Here is a 20,241-nt window from a genome sequence, read left to right on the forward strand (position 1 = left end):
TTTCAAACGCGGACGAACGTGTCGAATCGGTGAGCGAATTCACGCGGCGCGTGAAGACGCTGCTCGAGCGCGGGCTGCGTCCGGGCTGGGTGCGCGGCGAGGTGTCGAACCTGCGCGCGCAGGCGAGCGGTCACGTGTATTTCTGTCTCAAGGACGCGGGTGCGGCGATGAACGCCGTGCTGTTTCGGGGCGATGCGGTGCGGCAAACGGTGAAGTTGCGAGATGGATTGCAGATCGTGGTGTTCGGCGAGATCAGCCTCTACGAGGCGCGCGGGCAGTATCAGTTCATCGTGCGCGCGATCATCGACGACGGCGAAGGCCGGCTGCGGCGCGAGTTCGAAGCACTGAAGGAGCGGCTGGCGGCGGAGGGATTGTTCGCGAGCGAGAAAAAACGCGCGCTGCCGGAGATGCCGGCGACGATCGGATTCGTGACGTCGCCGACCGGCGCGGCCGTGCAGGATTTTCTGCGAATCTTGAAGCGGCGCGGCTGGCGCGGCCGTGTGGTCGTGCTGCCCGCGAAGGTGCAGGGCGACGGCGCCGCGGCGGAGATGGTGGCGATGCTGGAGGTGGCGCAGCGACTTGGGATTTTCGACCTGCTCGTGATCGGACGCGGGGGCGGGAGCCTGGAAGACCTGTGGGCGTTCAACGAAGAACCGCTCGTGCGCGCGGTGGCGGCGTGCGCGGTGCCGATCGTTTCGGCGGTGGGGCACGAGATCGATTTCTCGCTGTGCGATTTTGCCGCGGACGTGCGCGCGGAGACGCCGAGCGCGGCGGCGGAGTTGATCTCGAGTCACTTCGTGGCGGCGGCGCAGCGGGCGCTGAGGGCGAGCGAGGCGATGCTGGCCGCGGGCGAAAACACGCTCGAGCGCGCCGCGGGTAGAGTCGACCACGCGCGCTCGCGGCTGCGGCTGTTGTCGCCGACCGCGCAGATCGAGCAGGGATTTCTGCGGCTGGACGATTTGGCAAACCGGCTCGCGGGCGCGTGGCGCGCGGAGCTGCACGGGAAACGGCAGCGGCTGGCGGAGGCGCGTTCGCTCCTGATGCAGCGCTCGCCGGAGAAGCGCGTGCAGATCGAATCGCATCGCTTGCTGGCACTGTGGAAACGGCTGCAAGGCGCGAGCCCGCAGTCGGTGTTGAACCGCGGTTTCGTGATCATGCGCGACGAGCAGGGCCGCCCGCTGCCTCGCCGGAAGGACGTCGCGAGCGGCCAGAAACTCACCGCCGAATTCGGCGACGGCACGCTGCCGGTGCGCGCGGAGTGAACGATCGCGCGGGAAACTAGAGTGTCATCCATTATATGACACTCTGGTTTTTGCGGTGGCTGGAGGTGAGCGGTGGAATATTGGAGGTTTGGTGCTACTCTTACCGACACGATGAAACGCTTCGCTTGGCTCCCCTTTCTTCTGTCAGCGGCGGCGGCCGTCGCGGCCACTTCTATGAAATCGACCAAAGCTTCCGAAACGACCGCGCCGGGCGACGCGGCGTGCGCCATTGACGGCGAGAAATCGGCCTGCGGGCTGCCGTCGCATGTCGTGATCGACATGTCGAAAACCAAGGTGAAACGCAGCAACGCGGAGTGGAAAAAGCTGCTGACGCCGACGCAGTATCGCGTGGCGCGGCAGCAGGGCACGGAGCCGCCGTTTCGCAACGAGTATTGGAACAACCACGAGGACGGCGTCTATTTCTCGGTGTGCAGCGACACGCCGCTGTTCGACAGCCGGGACAAATTCGAGAGCGGCACGGGCTGGCCGAGTTTCACGAAGCCGATCGAGCCGGCGTTTGTCGGCGAGACGCGTGACGTGAGTTACGGCATGGTTCGCACGGAAGTGCACTGCGCCGTCGACGGGGCGCATTTGGGCCACGTGTTCGAGGATGGCCCGCGCGATAAAGGCGGTCTGCGCTACTGCATCAATAGCGCCTCATTGCGCTTCATGCCGCGGAAGGATTACGAAGCGTGGGTGGCGAAGAATCAAGGGACGGTGGCGGCGAAGTAGGGGCATACGCCCATTGTCATCGCGAGGAGTCCCGCGGACGCGGGACGACGTGGCGATCCAGCTGAAGTCGAGAGGCTGGATGGATTGCTTCGTCGCTTTGCTCCTCGCAATGACAAACCGGACCCTAATCCCGCGGAAACTTCACCCATTTCGCGCCGGACTTGGAACTCTTCACCACGCTTTCGATGAAGGCCATGCCGGCGATGCCGTCGTCCACCGTCGGGAAATCGTAGCCGCCCTTGGGTGGCTTGCGGCCCGCCACCGCGTCCGCGATCGCGGTCGCGGCGGAACGGTAAACGTTGGCGAACGCTTCGATGAAGCCTTCCGGATGCGCGAACGGCGTGCGCGTGGCGCCTTGGGCCGCATCGCTGAGATAGCTGTTGCCCCGACGCGAGACCACGGGCGGTGCATCCGCGCGCTTGAACACGAGTTCGTTCGGATCTTCCTGGTGCCACTCGAGGCCGCCCTTCGTCCCATAAACGCGGATACGCAGGTTGTTTTCCTCACCGTGGGAGATCTGCGACGCGTAGAGGATGCCCTTGGCGCCGCCGGCGAAACGGATCAGGCAGTTGCCGTCGTCGTCGAGCGGACGGCCGGGGATAAAGGTGGAGAGCTCGGCGCAGATCTCGTCGATGTCGAGGCCGGTGATGTAGCGGGCGAGATTGTGCGCGTGCGTGCCGATGTCGCCCATGCAGTTGGAGACGCCGGAGACGGACGGGTCCATGCGCCAGTTGGAGATGGCCCCGTCGGCTTTTTCCTCGAGCGCGGTGATGGCGTAGCCCTGCGGATACTCGACGACGACCTTGAGGATCTTGCCGAGCTTGCCGGAGCGCACCCAGTCGCGCGCCTCTTTGACCATCGGATAGCCGGTGTAGTTGTGCGTGAGTGCGAAGACCTTGCCGGTCTTGCGGACGATCTCGCGCAGCTTCAGGCCTTCCTTGCGGGTGAAACACAGCGGCTTGTCGCACACGACGTGGAAGCCCGCTTCGAGAAACGTTTTGGCGACGGCGAAGTGGGTGTTGTTGCGCGTGACGATCGAGACGAAGTCGATGCGCTGGTCGGCGGGAAGCGCGGCTTCCTTTTGCGCCATCTCCTCGTAGGTCGCGTAAACGCGGGCCGGATCGAGGAACAGGTCCTGGCCGGAGAGCTTCGATTTTTGCGGATCGGAGGAGAAGCAGCCCGCGACGAGGTCGATCTCGCCGTCGAGACGGGCGGCCATGCGGTGCACGGCGCCGATGAAGGCGCCACGGCCGCCGCCGACCATGCCCATGCGGAGTTTGCGGTTGAGTTTCATGGTGAGGGAAGGAGGTAGCGAGTAGCGGGTAGCGAGTAGGGGCGCGAGACTTGGGATGCCCGCTACCCGCTACTCGATGCTCGCTACTTTGGATATTACAGCGCGACGGGCTTTTTCGTCGCGGCGGATTTGTAGGCGCCGTCGATGATCTTCATCAGCGACAGGGCCTGGTCCGGGGTGTTCAACGGCTTTTCTTTGCCTTCGAGCGCGTAGACGAAATTCATCGCGGAGCGCACGCGGCCCATCGGCTCGTCGGGCGGGACGATGATGCTGCGGTTGACGGAGCGGCCGTTGTCCTGGGTGTAGAGTTCACAGGCGTCGATTGCGGTGTGGTCGAGGCCGTCGAGGCCGAAGAGACGCTGGACCATGCCGCCGGCCTTGGTGCCTTGGAAAACGACCGAGACTTCCTCGCGCTTGTTCATCTCGGCCCAGGAAACCTGGAACGACAGCGTCTGGCCGGTCGTGAAGGTGACGAAGCCGTGCGCCGCGGCCTCGACGTCGGTCGCGCCTTTCGCGACGTCCGGAATGCCCCACGGACCCTTGAAGTTCTTGTCGGTGATGTGGTCGTTGAACGTCTGCGCGAGCACGTGCGCCGGCTCCGGGTAGCCCATGAAATAGAGGCCGAGGTCAACCATGTGGAGCAGGTCGATGAGCGGGCCGCCGCCGGAGAGCGCCTTGGTGGTGAACCAGCCGCCGAAACCAGGGATGCCGGTGCGGCGGATCCATTTTGCCTGACAGGAATTGATGCGGCCGACGACGCCCTGCTGGATGTAGTCCATCATCGCGTAGCTCTCGGGGCGCGCGCGGTTGTTGAAGTTGAACATCAACGTGCGTTTCGCGGCCTTGGCGGCGGCCTGCATCTGCGTCATCTCGCGCGCGTTCATCGCGGGCGGTTTTTCGCAGAAGACGTGCTTGCCGGCCTTGAGCGCCTGGAGCGCGAGCGGGGCGTGGTATTTGTTGGGGACGATGATGGAGACCGCGTCGAGCTCGGGCACGTCGCGCAGCATCTCGGAGACGCTGGTGAACACGCGGCCGATGCCGTGCTTGGCGGCGGCGCGTTCGGCGGCGGCCTGGTTGACGTCGGCCAGCGCGACGATGTCGGCGCCGGCATTGCGGAAACCGGTGGCGTGATAGGCGGCCATGCCGCCGGCGCCGATGATGGCGATTTTGGTGCTCATGAGAGGAGGTTCAGAAATGAGGAACCACGAAACACACGAAATACACGAAAGAATCCGGGCCTTGGTGGATCGGCCTTTTCGTGTGGTTCGTGTATTTCGTGGTTTCGATTGTTACTGGTTCTTTTTGTCGAAGGCGGCGTCGAAGGCGACGGCGCTGCGGGCGAAGTCGAGCCGGCGGAGAAACGCGGCGGACTCGGTCGCGCCATGCACGCGGTCCATGCGGATGTCCTCCCATTCGACGGAGAGCGGGCCGCGATAGTCGACGTCGTTCAACGCGACGATGATCTCCTCGAAGTTGATGTCGCCGCGGCCGACGGACCGGAAATCCCAGTAGCGACGGGCGTCGCCAAACGTCGTGTGGCCGCCGAAGACGCCGGCCTCGCCGTTGCCGTGGCCCCACCAGACGTCCTTCATGTGGGCGTGGTAGATGCGGTTGCCGAAGGCGCGGATGAACTTCACGTAATCGACTCCCTGATACCCGAGATGCGACGGGTCGTAGTTGAAGCCGAAACGCTTGTGCTGCTTCACGGCGGCGAGGGCGCGCTGCGCGCTGGCGATGTCGAACGCGATTTCCGTCGGGTGCACCTCGAGCGCGAAGTTGACGTTGACCTTGTCGAAGGCGTCGAGGATCGGGCCGAAGCGTTTGCCGAAGTCGGCGAATCCAGCATCCCAATACGCCTGCGAGGTCGGGGGGAAGGCGTAGATCGAGTGCCAGATGGAGGAGCCGGTGAAGCCGTTGACGACGGCGGGGAAGTCGGCGGCGCCGAGGCTTTTCGGGCGGGCGTCGAGGAAGGCGCGCGCGGCTTTCGCGGTGAGCGCGAGCTTCTTCGCGGCGCGCTTGCGGACGCCCTCGGGATTGCCGTCGCCCCAGACGTCGGGCGGGAGGATCGCCTTATGGCGTTCGTCGATCAGGTCGCAAACCGCCTGGCCGACGAGGTGGTTGGAAACCGCGAAGCAGGACAGGCCGTGATCGGCGAGGAGCTGCCATTTCTCGGCGACGTATTTTTTGGAAGACGCCGCCTGGTCGACGTCGAAGTGATCGCCCCAGCAGGCGAGCTCGAGGCCGTCGTAGCCCATTTTCTTGGCGAGCGGAGCGAGCTCGGTGAGGGGAAGATCGGCCCACTGGCCGGTGAAGAGGGTGACAGTTCTGGGCATAAGAGTAATCGGGGTTTACGGCGCGGCGAGACGCGCCGGAGGAGCTTTTGTTTCGCCCCGGCGGCGAAGGGCGGCAAGGGCGAATTTCGCCGCCGGCGAGCGAAGATGAAGGGGTGGGCGGGACTGCGGTGTTATGCCGGGCAACCCTCGCTATCATGAACTCCCGAGCTTTCCTTCTCATTCCCGCGCTGGTGTGCGCGGCGACGGTTCCGGCGGTGTCCGCCCAGACGGCGGGTTACACGCCGATGAAGATCATCCAGACGGAGACGCCGATTTTCCCGCTCCGCGTGAACGAACTGGGCGTCACGGCCGGTGAGGCACGTGTCACCATCTCGGTCGACGAAAAAGGCAAGCTGACCGACGCGCTCGTCACAGCCTATTCGCACCCGGCATTTGCCGACAGCGCGGTCGCCGCGCTCAAACAATGGCGTTACGAGCCGGCGTGGGTCGGCGGTCAGCCGGTGGGCGCGATCATGGACCTGACGTTCAACTTCGAACGGCAGGGCTTGGTGGTCGTCGACATGACGGTTTCCTCCTACGTCGAGATGCGCAACTACCAGCTGCGGCCGAGCGCTTACAGCTACAAGGTGGGCACGCTGCAGCAGCTCGATCGCATCCCGACGCCGACCAAGGTGGTGCGGCCGCTGTATCCGATCGAGCCGTCGAAGCCACCGCAGGCGGCCTCGGTGACGGTGAACTTCTTCATCGATGAAAAAGGTCACGTCCGGATGCCGGCGGTGTCGCGCGAGACGAGCGAATCGCTCGGTGCGTTTGCGGCGGCGGCGGTCGAGGCGGTGTCGCAGTGGGAATTCGAACCTCCGATGTCGCACGGCGTGCCGGTCCTCGTGGCCGCCCGGCAGGACTTCAACTTCAATCCCGGTCCCGCCACGCCCGAGGCGCTGAACGACTGATTTGGTTACAATCCTCTTGGGGTTTCGACCCGGCGGCGTAGCGCTGCCGGGTTTTTTATTGTCGCGGAACTCAGACACAAAAAACGCGCGGCGCAGGAGCCACGCGATCGGCTTTTCGTGAAGGACTGCGGAGCTCTTGAACGCCGCGGCGTCAGCAACTCGACGTCTCGCGAATCAAGCCGGCGAGCCGGTTTCGCAGTTGCTGGCGGGCGCGGTAGAGTCGCGTTTCGACGCCGCGCTCGGAGCAGCCGGTGATCTCGGCGATCTCGCGATAGGAAAGCCGCTGGTAATGGTGCAGCAGGATCGCGGCTTTCAGATCGTGCGGCAGTTCCGCGATCGCGGCGCGCACGGCGTCCTGGATCTCGTCCTGCGCGACGAGCGCGCCGGGGCCGGGCAGCGGCGACGCGATCTCGCGCTCGGGCGCGGGCGTGTCGCGGTCGCCGTCCAGCGGAGCGGGATCGAGCGGCACGGTCGGGTGCCGGCGTTTCCAGCGATGGTGATTGTGGCAAAGATTCGTGAGCGCGGTGAAAAGCCAGGCGGAGACATTGGTGTCGGGCCGCAGCCGGGCGCGCTGTTGATAAAACCGCACGAACACATCCGCCACGAGATCGTGCGCGTCCGCGGAGTTCTGCACGTAGCGGAACGCGTAACTGATCAGCGGCTGCTGCCAGCGCGCGATGAGCCGGTTCAGCGCCGTCGTGTCGCCGTGCTGGAGCGCGGCGAGGCTGGCGCGATCGGTGGCGGGGTCGGAAATCACAGCCGCTGGGGTGGGCCGGCAGTGGCGCGCGCTCAATTGAGCTGACGCTCCTGGTGGGATTCGAACGCGGAAACCATGCCGAGATAACGCGTGCGCTGCTCCGGCGTCATCACGCCGGCGGTCGCCTGCACGAGGCGGCGGGTGGACTCGAGACATTCGCGATTGATGTGGCGACGGGTCTCGACGAACTGCGCGAACTCGAGGAAGTCGACGCGATCGGACGTGCGCCGCGTGTTTTCGAAGGCGGCGAACTCCTCCTGCATGCGGGCGACTTCGGCGGCGAGCGCGCGGAGGCGCGGGCTGGATTCCTCGTGGAGCGCCTTGATTTGCGTAAATTGCGCGTCGGAGAGATTGAGCTCGGATTTGATCCACAGCAGCTGGCCGTCGAGCGAATCGAGGCCGGCCGGCCGGTGCAGGCGGTAATACGCCGTGTGCGAGCCGATGCCCGCCGCCAGTCCGAGCAGAAGGATGAGCGTGGTGCGGTTCATGGCTGGTGGAGGGCGATCGTGTCGCTCTTGAGGAGCGGATCGATCAACTGAAGATAGCTGCGGGCGAGTTGGGCGTTGCGCTCCTGCTGGTGGGCGTTGACGCGGACCTCCGCGAGGAAAAGGCCCAGCAGCGCGCAGGACGCCACGAACATCGCCGCGAACGGCGGGCGCGCAAACCACGCTTCGACCATCGCCCGGAAACCGGTCGGGTGCGGATGGCTCGCCTCCTCGGCGAGCGCGATGCGCCGCCAGACTTCGGAGGCAAGGCGCGGCGAGGGTTCGGGGGTCTCGGACCAATGATCGAGCAGAGGATCGAGGGGATCGCGGGAGGACATGGCGAAAACGGGTTCGGTGGTAACGTTTATAACACCGCCGCCACCGGACGCCCTTCAAAAAACTCCGCGAATCTGCCGGGACGCTAACGCGCGCTCTGGTTTCCCGCCGCCCGCCGCCAAGCTCACTGATACAACCAGTAACGCTTGGTGGCCGCGCGGTAGACCGCCGCGCGCCGTTCCCAATCCGCGATGAACGCCGCGACGTCGACCCGCGCGCCGTCGCGCTGCAGCGCCTGCAGGAATTGCTCGGAGCCCATGTGCCGTAGGAAGCCGCTGAAATCGCGGCCGGGCCCGGGAAGAAAGGGGTTCTGCGGCGACAACTTGCACGCCAGTTTCATCAGCCAGAAATTCAGCTCCGTCGGACGCCATTCGTCGTAGTCGGTGATTTCGACGTAGAGGCCGACGGCGGGTTTTCCGTCACGATCGGGGGCGCTGACGCGGCGGAACTGAATGCCGGGAAGATTCAGGGCGAGCAGTTCGCGCTCGAGGATGTCGATCTTGACCGTCTTGTGCGAAATGCCGCGAAACGGATAAGCCGTGCCGATGCCGTGGCGGAAACCGGTGTCGATCTTGGGCGGATTCGCGAAGGCGCCGAGCCCGACCATCGGATAACCGAGCACCGCGGCGAAATCCTGGATCATCGGCGACGTGGGGACCCAGTTGAGCCCGGTCTCGGGCCAGCGCATGCTGCGCCGCCAGCCCCGCATCGGGACGATCGTCAACCGTCCGCGCGCGCGGACATTATCCGGCACGCCGAGGACGCCCGGCGCTTCCTTCGCCATGCGCGCGAGTTCGGCGATCGTGAGCCCGTGGACATACGGGACGCGGAAGGAGCCGACGTTCCAGCTCACCCATTTCGCGTCCAGCGGCGGGCCGTCGGCCTTCAGTCCGCCGAGCGGATTCGGACGGTCGAGGACGACGAATTCGACGTTGTTTTCGAAACACGCCTCCATCGCCAGTTTCATCGTGGCGACGTAAGTGTAGCTGCGCGTGCCGATGTCCTGCAGATCGACCACGAGCGCATCGAGACCCTTGAGCATCGCCTTGGTGGGCTTCGTGGCAGCTCCATGAAGTGAATACACCGGCAGGCCGGTGCGCGGGTCGGTGCCGCTGGCGACGTTGACCGACGCTTTTTCGAGACTGTAGAGCCCGTGCTCCGGGCTGAAGAGGGCCACGAGTTTGACGTTGGGCGCGCGGCGGAGGACCTCGACAGAGCTGACGCCGTTGCGATTAACGCCCGCCGCGTGCGTGAGGAGGCCGACCCGCTTGCCCTTGATCGGTGCGAAGCCCTGCGCTTCCAACACGTCGACGCCCAGCAACACAAGGGGCGTGCTGGGCTGTGCGATCCGCGGCGTGAAATAGCGGGGGGCCGGGGGAGTCGGAGTCGCGGCGACCGGCGTAGCGGGGGCCAGCGGGCGGCTGGGGGGCTGGCTCGCACTGCAGCCGAGCAGGCCGAAAGCGAGGGCGAGGGAAGTGAAAAGATTCTCGACCGAGAAGGAGCGGAAAAGCCCGGGCATGGGCCGTCACTTTGGCGGCGCCGTCGGGTCCGTCGAGTGGGAATGCGGGCGTCGGCGCGGGGTTTTCCGGCCGGGCCGGTGATGTTCGGCCCACGTCATCTTCCAAATCAGATCGAGCGCGAGGCCGAGCAGCGTGCCGGAGACGACGCCGCCGATCACGAGCGCATTGATCGCGGTGCCGACGCGCTTCGTCCAATGAATCTGGCCGGGCTCCTCCGGCGGGGTCGGCCGGGCGGGCTCGAGGCGGGGCATTTCGGCTGAATTCGAGACCGGCACCGGGTCCACCACATCGATGCTGTGACCAAAGCCGGAGACCTGGATCAGTTTCGCGCCGAGCTGATGCGTCGCGTAGTAAATGGGCGCGGCGGTGAACGGATTCGTGATGAATTGAAGTCCGCCGGTGACCATGAAGTTGGCCCGCAGGAGCAGGCTGAGTAGCAGCGCGAGCGGCAACTGCACGCCCATCACGGGCAGCAGCGACAGGATCGATCCGGCGTAGAATGCGGGCCGCATGTTCTCGGATTTGAACGACCACAGGTAAGCGCGTTTGCGGGCGAAGTCCGCGAAGCGTCCGATGAGCGGATAGCGGTGAAACACCGCCCGCCGCGGGACGAATCGCAGCAGCTTTTTGGCCCGGAGCCGCCGCGCATGATGGTGCGGGAGGTCGTCGCGCTTCGGATCGGAGGACATGCGGGCAGGAAACTGCGGAGAGAAACGGGCGTGAAGCAAGTCGACACGCAGGAATCGCGCGCACCACCGCGGATTTGAAAGTCGCGTGCAGCCTCCGAGGAAAATGCGCAAATTTTGACCGCATTCATGTCGCGCACAGCGCGAAAATTGGGATGCCGAGAACCTGTGCTTATACCTGCCCGCCGAAGCTCGCAGGGCATTCCCTCCGGCAGGTTTGTGCGCAAGAAACGCTTCGGATTATGAAATCTTCATGAAGGTCGGTAATAATCCCGGGACCCCAACAGGTGGGGGTTGACGTTCTCGTCAACCGCGACTGGTAGTGGTGCCTCCCGTCCTTCCGATCTGGAGCAGAGCCGTGTTTGCTCTGTTCGCCTCCAACCGTTCTTCACCGCCACCCCGCTGACTTTGCCATGAGCACGCTCGTCCTTCCGTCCCAACGTTCCGCCACTCCCTTCGCGTCCAATATTTCCGCGCTGCGCAAAGGTGCGCAGCTGCTCGATCGCGCCATTCCGGTCGATGCCCGCATGGTATTGAAGCGCGACGGTTCGCGCGCGCGGTTCGATCAGATGAAGGTCACGCGCGGCATCGCGCTCGCGTTTTACGAGGTGCGCACGGACAACGCGCCGAATCCCGATCGCGATCATCCGCTCGCGTGCTACGGCCTCGATAGCGACACGTTCAAGGAAGTCGCGCGCATCGCCGAGGCGGTGTCGCAGATGCTGGAGTTGTATTATCGCAACGGTCGCCACCCGACGATCGAGCAGGTGCAGGATGCGGCCGAGAAGGCCATCGCGGCGCAGGGTCATTGGGAAGTCGCGCGCGCCTACATGCTTTATCGCGCGCGGCACGCGGAGCGCCGGCTCGCGCAATACGCGGACAACGGCATGGCCGATTACATCGCGATGGCGAAATACGCGCGCTACCGTCCGGAGCTCGGGCGGCGCGAGATTTTCGTCGAGGGCGTCGAGCGCGTGCGCGACATGCACCTCGAATTCTTCGGCCCGAAGCTCGACCTTCAGGTGCCGCTCGCGTTCACGCCCGACGTCGTCGAACTCGCGGGCAAGAATCGCGAACTGCTCGAGCGCACGCTCGGCGGCGCGCGGCTCGACCAGATCGTCGTCGACGTCTTTGCGCAGGTCGCCGCGAAGAAGGTGCTGCCGAGCATGCGCTCGATGCAGTTCGGCGGCGACGCGATCCTCAAGAACCACAGCCGGATGTTCAACTGCAGCTTCTCGAACGTCGACCGCGTGGAGTTCTTCCGTGAATACTTCTATCTCCTGCTGAGCGGCTGCGGCGTCGGTTTCTCGGTGCAAAAGCATCACATCGCGATGCTCCGGCCGCTGCCCGCGCGCGCGCCCGAGCACGACCTGCCGGTCGTGCATTACCACATCGAGGACACGATCGAAGGCTGGGCCGACGCGTTGCACGCGCTCTTCCAGTCGTTCTACGACGGGACGAAGGTCGAGTTCGACTATTCGAGCATCCGTCCGCGCGGCGCGCCGCTGAAAACCTCCGGCGGCAAGGCCCCCGGCCACCTGCCGCTCAAGAAGGCGTTGAACCGCGTCGAGGAACTGCTGGCCGACGCCGCCGGTCGTGCGCTGCGCCCGATTGAGGTTTACGACATCAACATGTTCATCGCGAAGGCGGTGCTCGCGGGCGGTATCCGCCGTTCTGCGACGATCTGCCTCTTCTCGCCCGACGACGAGGAGATGATGAATGCCAAGACGGGCAACTGGTTCGAGAAACACCCGCAGCGGTCGGCGTCGAACAACTCCGCGGTGCTGTCGCGCAGCGACAAGAACATCGAGCATTTCAAGAAGCTCTTCCGCGCGCAGAAGGAGTTCGGCGAACCCGGTTTCTTCTTCAACGATCACCCGGACGCCGGCTGCAATCCCTGCGCCGAGATCAACCTCCTCCCGGTCGTCGACTGGGAGCTCAGTGCCGAGGAGCTGAGCCAGCTTTATGCATGGGGCTACAAGGGCGACCTGCCCGGCACCACGCGGCTCTCCGGTTTCCAGCACTGCAATCTCACCACGATCAACGGCCAGGCGGCGACGACCGAGGCGGCGTTCTACCGCGCGTGCATCGCGGCGACCGTCATCGGCACGCTGCAGGCCGCCTACACCGACATGCCGTATCTCGGGCCGGTGACGCGGCTGATCAACGAGCGCGACTCGCTGCTCGGTGTCTCGATCTGCGGCTTCATGGACAACCCGAACGTGTTGTTCGATTCGGAGATCCTGACGAACGGCGCCCGGCTCTGCCGCGCCACGAATCGCGTGATCGCCGCTTTGATCGGCATCCACCCGGCGGCGAAGATCTCCACCTGCAAACCCGAGGGCACCGCTTCGCTGATTCTCGGCGCCGCGTCCGGCATCCACCCGCACCACGCGCGCCGCTATTTCCGCCGCGTGCAGGCGAACCGCAAGGAGCCGGTCTACGCCTTCTTCAAGGCCGCGAATCCGCAGATGACGGAGGTGTCCGTCTACAATCCGGATACCGACGATGTGATCACGTTTCCTGTCGAGGCGCCGAAAAAAGCGATCCTGCGCAAGGACCTCACCGCGATCCAATTCCTGGAATTGGTGAAACTCGTGCAGCAGTCGTGGGTGATTCCCGGCGGTGATCCGGGCTCACGTTCGCCGGAGCTGCATCACAATGTGTCGAACACGTGCACGGTGCGCGCCGAGGAGTGGGACGAGGTGGCGGATTTCATCTGGGCGAACCGGAAGTATTTCACCGGCATCTCGCTGCTCCAGGATGCGGGCGACAAAGCCTACGCGCAGGCGCCGCGCGAGGAGGTGTCGACCGAAGCGGATGTCACGAAGTGGAATTCGCTGCATCCCTATCGCGTCGACTACACGAAGATGCACGAGGACTCCGACGTCACCGAACTGAAGGCGACCGTCGCCTGCGCAGGCGGTGCGTGCGAGATTGTTTGAGCCGCCGGGACGCCGCAGCCAGCTTCCGCTCCCTTGCAAGGCCCGACCATCGCGTCGGGCCTTTTTCGCGCTTCGGGCGAACGCTGCATCGTAACCAAGGTTTTGCAATAAGGTCGTCTCGCGTTGCTCATAAGATGCAACAACAACGTGTGTAGTGTCGTTAAGTTGCACGAGCGGGTGTCGAAAGAGGGCACTCGACACGGCGACGTGCCGACCGCCACCCCCGGGGCCTGAGAAACTTCGCCGGGGCTCTCCGCACGCGAGGCGTGCGGAAGGACTTTTGCTCCTTGTTGCCATGAAACCCATGACCATCGCCCGCCGCTTGATCGGCGCCGCGGCGTTTCTCTGTCTCGTCATCGCCGGCCTCGCCGTGTTCTGCACGTTTCGGTTCATCCAATTGCGCCGCTCGACGGCCACGATTATCGACGCGTCGATTCCGGGCATGGAATACGCGGCGAAGATCGACTCGTTTCTCGCCCAGGCGCATCTGCGCAAGCTCCTGATGCTGTTCGAGGAATCGGCGGAGCGGCGCGCGGAGATCGCGGCCGAGCTGACCGACATCAGCCGTCAGGTGACGGCCGCGGTGACCGCTTACGAGAAGATCATCGTCGACGACGAGGAACGCGCGCGCCTCGAGTCGTATCGGACGGTGCGCCGCGACTATCTCGTCGTGGCCGAGGAATTTCAACGCGCGGTCGAGGTCGATCGCCCCCGCGCGGTCGCGCTCGCGAACGGACCGATGCAGCAGGCGTTCTCCGCCTACGCGGCCGCGGCGCATTCATTGGTTGAATACAATGCCGGCATGGCGCGCGCGAACGGCGCCAGCATTGCCACGCAGGTGAAAACCGACATCGCCCTCGTGCTCGCGGGCGGCCTTGCCGCGATCCTGGTCGGCGTCGCCGCCACTACGGTCCTCGTGATCGGATTGGGCCGGATCCTGCGGCGATCGACGGGAGAGTTGCACCAGGTTGCCGAGCAGATCGCAGCGGCGGCGAACCAGGTGTCGGCGTCCAGCCAGTCGCTCGCCTCGGCGGCGAGCGAACAGGCGGCGTCGCTGGAGGAGACGAGCTCGTCGGTGAACGAAGTCGCCGCGATGAGCCGGCAGAACCGCGAACGCGCCGCCGGCGCGCGCAGTTTTGCCGAGGAAACCCGCAGCGCCGCCGAAGCGGGCTCGCGCAAGGTTCGCGAAATGACGGCGGCGATGGACGCGATCGCGTCGTCGTCGCAGGGCATTTCGAAGATCATCAAGTCGATCGACGGGATCGCCTTTCAAACCAACATCCTCGCTCTTAACGCTGCGGTCGAAGCCGCGCGTGCCGGCGACGCCGGTGCCGGATTTGCGGTCGTGGCCGACGAGGTGCGTCACCTCGCCCAGCGGGCCGCGGAGGCGGCGCACGAAACGACGATGAAAATCGAGGATTGCACGCGCCGCAGTTCAGCCGGGTCGGCGATTTCCGTGGAGGTGACGGAAGCGTTGAACCGCATTCTCGAAACGGCGCGGCAGGTGCATGCCGTCGTCGCGGAGATCGACACCGCGTCCGAGGAACAGGCGCGCGGCGTCAACCAGGTGAATTCCGCGGTGGCCCAGTTGAACAAGATCACGCAGGACAACGCCGGCAGTGCGGAGGAGTCGGCGGCGGCGGCGGAAGAGTTGACCGCGCAAGCCGCGGCCCAGCGCGAGTCCGTGCGACAACTGCGGCGATTGGTCGACGGCGGCGACGGCGATCTTTCCGGCCGGTTTCGGCCGATCCTGGAGGTGAAAACGATCGACGACGGGAAGCGAGATTCCCGCCGAACGCGCGCTCCCGTGCTCGCGGCGTGAGCGCGGCGGATGGCGCGCTTACGGTTTCGGATCGAGATTTCGCGCGAGGTCTTCGGCGGTGACGACCGACGCCACGCCGTCCGCGGGCACGTCCATCTGCGCGGTCCACAGGATCGCGTTGAGGACGAGGGTGCGGAAATCGCGCTGGCCCCAGTTGCGATGGAAGTGTCCGCCGGTGAGACCGAAACCACGGCCGCCGTCGGGCCGTTCGAACGTCCACGCGACCGTCTGCGGTTCGCCGCGCGCGACGGCAGCGCGCACGTGCGGATTGCCGGAATGCGGACCGTCGCGTCGCTGCATCGTCGAAAGCGGCGGCACGGCGGCGAGCAGCGGCGTGACGCCCGACGCGAAGCGAAGGTGGAAATACCACTCGTCGAGCAACGAAAACGGCGCGACGCCGCGCGTCACGGGATGGTCTGGTAGAGCGTTGAAATTCGCGGTCCAGTGCGGGTTGACGGACCAGTTGATTTCGAAGGCGCCGCCGACCCACGCGAGGAATTCGGTTTCGCCGTTTTCGATCGTCGGCTCGGTCGCGTAGTGCAGCAGCACCAGGCCGGCGCGACGTTGCATCGCGCGCTGGAGTGCGGCGAAATTCTTCGGTTCGAGCGCCGGATGGGCGTCGCCGCCGTCGGCGTAGATGAGGATCGTGTCGGCGCGATCGACGAGGCCGAGATCGGCGGGGAAACCATTGAGGGAAACGTCGACGACGAGATGCGGGATGTCGCGGAGACATTGCTGGAGCAGCAGGACGCCGGCGTTGTGCTCGTGATCGCCCGGTGCATGGCTGGGCCGGCCGGCGATCAGGAGGGCGCGTTTGGGTTGAGCGTTGGCGCCGAGAGCGGTCTCGGCGGAAAACGGGAGCAGCAACGCGAGGGTGAGAACGAGGATGCGGGGCGACATGGCGAACGTGGGGTGAGCTGCGATTGCCGCCGCGGCGCGGTGGGAGTCAAGGACGCAGTCGGGAGTTTTGAGTGGACGCCATTCGGGCGCGGAACAGGTTCGCCGGATGCTGCACACCTGTCAGGCCGGATTCGAATCGCTGCTCGCGCGCGAACTGCGGGAGCTGCACGAGACGGCCATCGCGGAGCAAGGCCCCGGGTGGGTGCGGGTTGAAAACGGCGGATCGGAACGAGACGTGCCGGAGCTGGCGTTTGGGCACCTGACCTTGCGCGAACCAGTCCTCGTGCAGGGCGAATCGGTGAACGCGCTCGCGCAGCGCATCGCGGATTATTTTCTCGGCGCGCTGCGGGGCGAACGCATCGAGGCGGCGTGGCCGAATCTTTGGCAAGGGCCGGCGGAGCTCGTCGGACTTGGCCGCCGGATGAGCGCGGTGGAAGCGGCGTTTGGCGAATTGCTGAAAAAGAAACTCTCGCGCGTGGCGAAACTCGCGACGTCGGAGCGACCGCGCGGGATCGGCGTGGCGCGGGGGCTGTTTGTTTTCTTCGTGGATTTCGGGCGGGCGTGGGTGGCGCGCGAGGCGCACGTGCACGGGCCGCGTCGCATGGCGGACGATCCACTGGCGCCGTCGCGGAGCTATTTGAAAGTCGAAGAGGCTTACGTCGTGCTTGGACGCGAGCCGGCGGAAGGCGAAACGGTGTGCGATCTCGGCGCGGCGCCGGGCGGCTGGTCTTACAGCGCGGCGAAGCGTGGCGCGCGCGTGGTGGCGATCGACAATGGCCCGCTCAAAGGCGGCGCGGCGGATCACCCGCAGATCGAGCACCGGCGCGAGGACGCGTTCAAGTTCGCGCCGGCGGACGGGCACGCGTTCGACTGGTTGTTTTGCGACATGGTCGAGGAGCCGCATCACGTGCTGCGGCACATCGTGGAACCGTGGCTCGCGCGCGGGTGGTGCCGGGCCTTCGTGTTGAATTTCAAGTTTGGCCGCGTGGATCCGATCGCGCTGCTGCGCGAACTGCGCGGGGCGAATTCGCCGTTGCTGCTGCACGGGGAAAACGTGCGCATCGTGCATCTGTTTCACGACCGCGAGGAATTCACCGTCGTGGGCGACGTGCGGCGTTGAGCGTGGAGTTTGGCGTGTCTTTTCGGAGCGGAGCCCTTTGCTGAGCGCGTGAAATCGAACGAAGTCACCGTATGTGGGTTGCCGGCAGTGCGCGCGCAGTTCGCGGCCGATCCGGGCGCGATCAAGCGGCTGTTCTTCGATTACGCGACGAGCCGGAAGATCGGCGTGATGTGCAAGGCGCTCGCACAGGCGAAGAAGGTTTATCGCTGCGTCGAGCCGGCCGAGCTCGAGAAAATCGCGGGCACCGTGCACCACGGCGGCATCGTGGCGGTGATCAGCGCGCCGGCGTTGCGCGCGCCGGCGCTCTTCGAACTGCAAACCTGGGTGCGAAAACGCGAAGCGTTGCTCGTGCTCGATCGCATCGGCAACGCGCACAATCTCGGCGCGATCGCGCGGACGGCGGCATTTTTCGGCGTGCCGCGGCTGGTGCTGCCGGCGGACGCGGCGGCGGCGCGTCCGGGCGAGGCGGCCTTTCGCGTGGCGGAAGGCGGGCTGGCGCACGTCGAGGTGCTGAGCGTGCCGCGGCTGCCGGAATTTTTGCGTGAGCTGGCGACGGCGGGTTACGACGTGGTTGGGGCCGCGACGCGGGGCGGGCGGCCGCAGGCGGGCGCGAGTGCGGGCAAGCCGGTCGCGCTGGTCCTCGGCAACGAGGAAACGGGATTGGCGCCGGAGGTGCAGGCGGCGTGCGGGCGATTGGTCACGATTCCCGGTAGTGGAAAAGTGGAGTCGCTGAACGTGTCGGTGGCAGCGGCGGTGTTGATGTGGGAGTTGATCGGGCGGCGCTGACGGCGGGCGAATGCTCGCTTGTCAGCCGGCGGCGGAGGCGTTGGGTTGAGGCGAACCCTTACCCCCCATGCGTGTTTTCTGCTGTTTGGTGGTCGCCTTGGTTTCATTGCGTGCAGCGTTTGCGGAACCGGACGTGATCCGGCTCTGGCCGGACGGCGCGCCGGGATCCGAGGCGCGGCGCGGCGAGCCGGAGCAGGCGCAGGATTACTGGGTGAAGAACATTCACGATCCGTCGCTCACGATATTTTTGCCGCCGAAGGACAAGGCGACTGGTGCGGCGGCGGTGGTCGTGCCGGGCGGCGGGCATCGGTTGCTGGTGTTCAATGCCGAAGGCGTGGAGGTCGCGCGTTATCTCAATAGCATCGGGGTGGCGGCGTTTGTGTTGAAGTATCGCCTGGCTCGTGAAGACGGCTCGCCGTATCGGCTCGGCGAACACGCGCGCGAGGACGCGCAACGGGCGTTGCGGCTGGTGCGTCATCGCGCGGCGGAGTGGAGCCTCGATCCGCGGCGCATCGGCATCTTCGGCTTTTCGGCGGGCGGCGAGGTGGTGTCGTGGGTCGTGTTTTCGCCGACGGAAGGAGAAGCGGACGCGACGGATCCGATCGACCGGGAGAGTTGCCGGCCGGATTTTTCGGTCGCGATTTATCCGGGGCCGTTGGGCGTGCCGGACAAGATTCCGGCCGAGGCGCCGCCGGCGTTTCTGCTCGTGGCGGGCGACGACGATCTTGCGCCGGTCACGATCGATCTCCTGACGAAATACCGCGCGGCCGGCGTCCCCGTGGAAGCGCATGTCTTCACGCGAGGAGGACATGGCTTCAATCTCGGGCAGCGCTCGAAACTCGCGACGCTCCAGCACTGGCGCGAGCGAGTGCACGACTGGATGGCGGACAATTCCATCCTCGATCCGGACCCGGCTCACCGGGCGGCGCGGTGAGACCGGTGCGGCGCGTCGAAGCCGCGGGCGCGGGTCAGCTCACGAAACTGTAGTCGTAAGGCCCGCGCATTTCGCGGCGGAGATAGCCGTTGGCTTCGGCGGCGTGCTCGCCGGTGAATCTTTCCGTTTCGGGGTCCCACGTCAGCGCGTGTCCGGTGCGGAGCGAGATCGCTCCGAGGTGGCACATCGTCGCGGAGCGGTGGCCGGTCTCGACGTCGCAGATCGGCTGCTGCCGCGTGCGCATGCAGTCGAAGAAATTTTGGTGGTGGTTTTTGCTGACGTAGAGCCGCTCGGCGCCCTCGGGGAGCGGCGTGCGGAGGAGCTCGGGATCGCTGGCCTCGATGCGATCGCGATTCACCCAGATCCAGCCGTCGGAGCCCTCGAAGCGGATGCCGTTGCGCTGGCCGTCCTTGTTGATCACTGCGCCGTAGATCGAGTCGTCGCGCGTCGTGTGGATGTTGAGCCGGATGCCGTTCGCATACGTGTAGTTCACGGTATACTCGGAATAGGCGTCGTAGCCGCCCGCAATCGGTTCGGCGAGCCGGGTGGAGGCGACGTGCGTCGGGGCGAGAAGGCCGATTGCCCAGTAGGCGATATCATTGTGGTGCGCGCCCCAGTCGGTCATCGTGCCGCCGGAGTAGTCATACCAGAAACGGAAGGTGCCGTGGCAGCGTTGCGGCACGTATTCGACAAAAGGCGCCTGGCCGAGCCAGTAATCCCAGTTCAGGCCCGCGGGCACAGGTGCGGTGGCAAACGGGCCGTCACGCAGGCCGGCGGGCAGCCAGACGTTCGCTTCGCGCAGCTGGCCGATGCGGCCATTGCGCACGAGTTCGCACGCGAGCCGGAAACGCGTGGAGCTGCGCTGCTGCGTGCCGGTCTGGAGGATGACCTTGTGGTCGCGCACGGCTTTGATGACGTGGCGGCCCTCGTCGATCGTGAGGGTGAGCGGCTTTTCGCTGTAGATGTCCTTTTTCGCGCGCGCGGCGGCGATGTTGATCAACGAGTGCCAATGATCGGGCGTGCCGTTCACAATCGCGTGGACGTCGCCGCGCTCGAGCAGTCGGCGGAAGTCGCCGTAGCCATCGGGCTTCCGCCCGTCCTCGGTGGTGAACTTCGCGACGGCTTCGGCGACGCGGCCGGAATCGACATCGCACACGGCGACGATGTCGCCGTAGTTGCTGGCGTTGGCGGCGTCGACCTTGCCCATCCCGCCACAGCCGATGAGCGCGATGCCCGGGCGGTCGTTGGCGGAGAGTTTTTTGACGGGGTCCTCGGCGGCACGCAGCTGGCGCTCGACGAACCACAAGGGGAGGCCGGTGGCGGCGGCGAGCATCGTGCAGCGCTTGAGGAATGAGCGACGCGTGACGTTGAACGGGGCGGGAGCGTCGGAAGGAGGGGCCGATTTCATGCGTCCTGCA

Annotated in this window: 18 protein-coding genes; 8 read left to right on the forward strand and 10 right to left on the reverse strand. The window is 65.7% G+C overall.

All coding sequences use genetic code 11. The features are described 5' to 3' along the window. The first annotated feature begins 29 nt into the window (after positions 1-29). Together xseA and msrB are read left to right on the forward strand one after the other, a co-directional pair. Positions 30-1,262: an exodeoxyribonuclease VII large subunit gene (xseA, locus tag AC6RV7_RS19920; RefSeq protein ID WP_500095954.1), complete on the forward strand. Its 1,233-nt coding sequence runs from the start codon at positions 30-32 to the stop codon at positions 1,260-1,262. Positions 1,263-1,436: 174 nt separating this feature from the next. Then, positions 1,437-1,994, forward strand: a complete 558-nt coding sequence (gene msrB, locus AC6RV7_RS19925) for a peptide-methionine (R)-S-oxide reductase MsrB (protein WP_500095955.1) — start codon at positions 1,437-1,439, stop codon at positions 1,992-1,994. 124 nt (positions 1,995-2,118) lie between these two features. On the opposite strand, the gene AC6RV7_RS19930 is transcribed toward msrB, so the two are convergent. The 3 genes from AC6RV7_RS19930 to AC6RV7_RS19940 form a co-directional block, all read right to left on the reverse strand. Then, positions 2,119-3,288, reverse strand: coding sequence for a Gfo/Idh/MocA family protein (locus AC6RV7_RS19930; RefSeq protein WP_500095956.1), 1,170 nt, complete (start codon positions 3,286-3,288; stop codon positions 2,119-2,121). A 95-nt stretch (positions 3,289-3,383) separates the two neighbouring features. Further along, positions 3,384-4,466, reverse strand: a complete 1,083-nt coding sequence (locus tag AC6RV7_RS19935; protein WP_500095957.1) for a Gfo/Idh/MocA family protein — start codon at positions 4,464-4,466, stop codon at positions 3,384-3,386. A 111-nt stretch (positions 4,467-4,577) separates the two neighbouring features. Continuing rightward, a complete protein-coding gene (locus tag AC6RV7_RS19940) occupies positions 4,578-5,621 on the reverse strand; it encodes a sugar phosphate isomerase/epimerase family protein (RefSeq protein ID WP_500095958.1) in 1,044 nt (347 codons plus the stop codon). Positions 5,622-5,776: 155 nt separating this feature from the next. On the opposite strand from AC6RV7_RS19940, the gene AC6RV7_RS19945 reads away from it, so the two are divergent. Next, complete coding sequence (locus AC6RV7_RS19945) at positions 5,777-6,532, forward strand: energy transducer TonB (RefSeq protein ID WP_500095959.1); 756 nt, start codon at positions 5,777-5,779, stop codon at positions 6,530-6,532. A gap of 151 nt (positions 6,533-6,683) precedes the next feature. Here AC6RV7_RS19945 and AC6RV7_RS19950 read toward each other — a convergent pair whose 3' ends face one another. From AC6RV7_RS19950 to AC6RV7_RS19970, 5 genes are all read right to left on the reverse strand, one after another. Beyond that, positions 6,684-7,289 carry an RNA polymerase sigma factor gene (locus tag AC6RV7_RS19950; RefSeq protein ID WP_500095960.1) on the reverse strand — a complete coding sequence of 202 codons (606 nt, stop codon included), beginning with the start codon at positions 7,287-7,289 and terminating at the stop codon, positions 6,684-6,686. Between the two features lie 32 nt (positions 7,290-7,321). Beyond that, a complete protein-coding gene (locus tag AC6RV7_RS19955) occupies positions 7,322-7,777 on the reverse strand; it encodes a Spy/CpxP family protein refolding chaperone (protein WP_500095961.1) in 456 nt (151 codons plus the stop codon). Next, on the reverse strand, positions 7,774-8,112 hold the full coding sequence (locus AC6RV7_RS19960) for a hypothetical protein (RefSeq protein WP_500095962.1): 339 nt from the start codon (positions 8,110-8,112) through the stop codon (positions 7,774-7,776). The genes AC6RV7_RS19955 and AC6RV7_RS19960 overlap by 4 nt, the downstream gene beginning before the upstream one ends. 122 nt (positions 8,113-8,234) lie before the next feature. After that, complete coding sequence (locus AC6RV7_RS19965; RefSeq protein WP_500095963.1) at positions 8,235-9,629, reverse strand: DUF1343 domain-containing protein; 1,395 nt, start codon at positions 9,627-9,629, stop codon at positions 8,235-8,237. A gap of 6 nt (positions 9,630-9,635) precedes the next feature. Beyond that, complete coding sequence (locus AC6RV7_RS19970; protein WP_500095964.1) at positions 9,636-10,319, reverse strand: DUF2062 domain-containing protein; 684 nt, start codon at positions 10,317-10,319, stop codon at positions 9,636-9,638. A 410-nt stretch (positions 10,320-10,729) separates the two neighbouring features. Here AC6RV7_RS19970 and AC6RV7_RS19975 point away from each other — a divergent pair, with 410 nt between their 5' ends. Then, positions 10,730-13,261 (forward strand): ATP cone domain-containing protein, encoded by a 2,532-nt coding sequence (locus tag AC6RV7_RS19975; RefSeq protein ID WP_500095965.1) that lies wholly within the window; start codon positions 10,730-10,732, stop codon positions 13,259-13,261. 295 nt (positions 13,262-13,556) lie between these two features. After that, positions 13,557-15,083, forward strand: a complete 1,527-nt coding sequence (locus tag AC6RV7_RS19980) for a methyl-accepting chemotaxis protein (RefSeq protein WP_500095966.1) — start codon at positions 13,557-13,559, stop codon at positions 15,081-15,083. 18 nt (positions 15,084-15,101) lie between these two features. On the opposite strand, the gene AC6RV7_RS19985 is transcribed toward AC6RV7_RS19980, so the two are convergent. Next, positions 15,102-15,983: a ThuA domain-containing protein gene (locus AC6RV7_RS19985; protein WP_500095967.1), complete on the reverse strand. Its 882-nt coding sequence runs from the start codon at positions 15,981-15,983 to the stop codon at positions 15,102-15,104. Positions 15,984-16,089: 106 nt separating this feature from the next. On the opposite strand from AC6RV7_RS19985, the gene AC6RV7_RS19990 reads away from it, so the two are divergent. The 3 genes from AC6RV7_RS19990 (at position 16,090) to AC6RV7_RS20000 (ending at position 18,823) form a co-directional block, all read left to right on the forward strand. Continuing rightward, entirely contained in the window at positions 16,090-17,103 is a 1,014-nt protein-coding gene (locus AC6RV7_RS19990; RefSeq protein ID WP_500095968.1) for an SAM-dependent methyltransferase, read from the forward strand. 48 nt (positions 17,104-17,151) lie between these two features. Then, entirely contained in the window at positions 17,152-17,889 is a 738-nt protein-coding gene (locus tag AC6RV7_RS19995; protein WP_500095969.1) for a TrmH family RNA methyltransferase, read from the forward strand. 67 nt (positions 17,890-17,956) lie between these two features. Beyond that, complete coding sequence (locus tag AC6RV7_RS20000) at positions 17,957-18,823, forward strand: alpha/beta hydrolase (RefSeq protein ID WP_500095970.1); 867 nt, start codon at positions 17,957-17,959, stop codon at positions 18,821-18,823. A gap of 34 nt (positions 18,824-18,857) precedes the next feature. Here AC6RV7_RS20000 and AC6RV7_RS20005 read toward each other — a convergent pair whose 3' ends face one another. Beyond that, positions 18,858-20,231, reverse strand: a complete 1,374-nt coding sequence (locus AC6RV7_RS20005; RefSeq protein WP_500095971.1) for a Gfo/Idh/MocA family protein — start codon at positions 20,229-20,231, stop codon at positions 18,858-18,860. Between the last annotated feature and the right edge of the window lie 10 nt (positions 20,232-20,241).

The organism is Opitutus sp. sgz309028 (assembly GCF_059821195.1).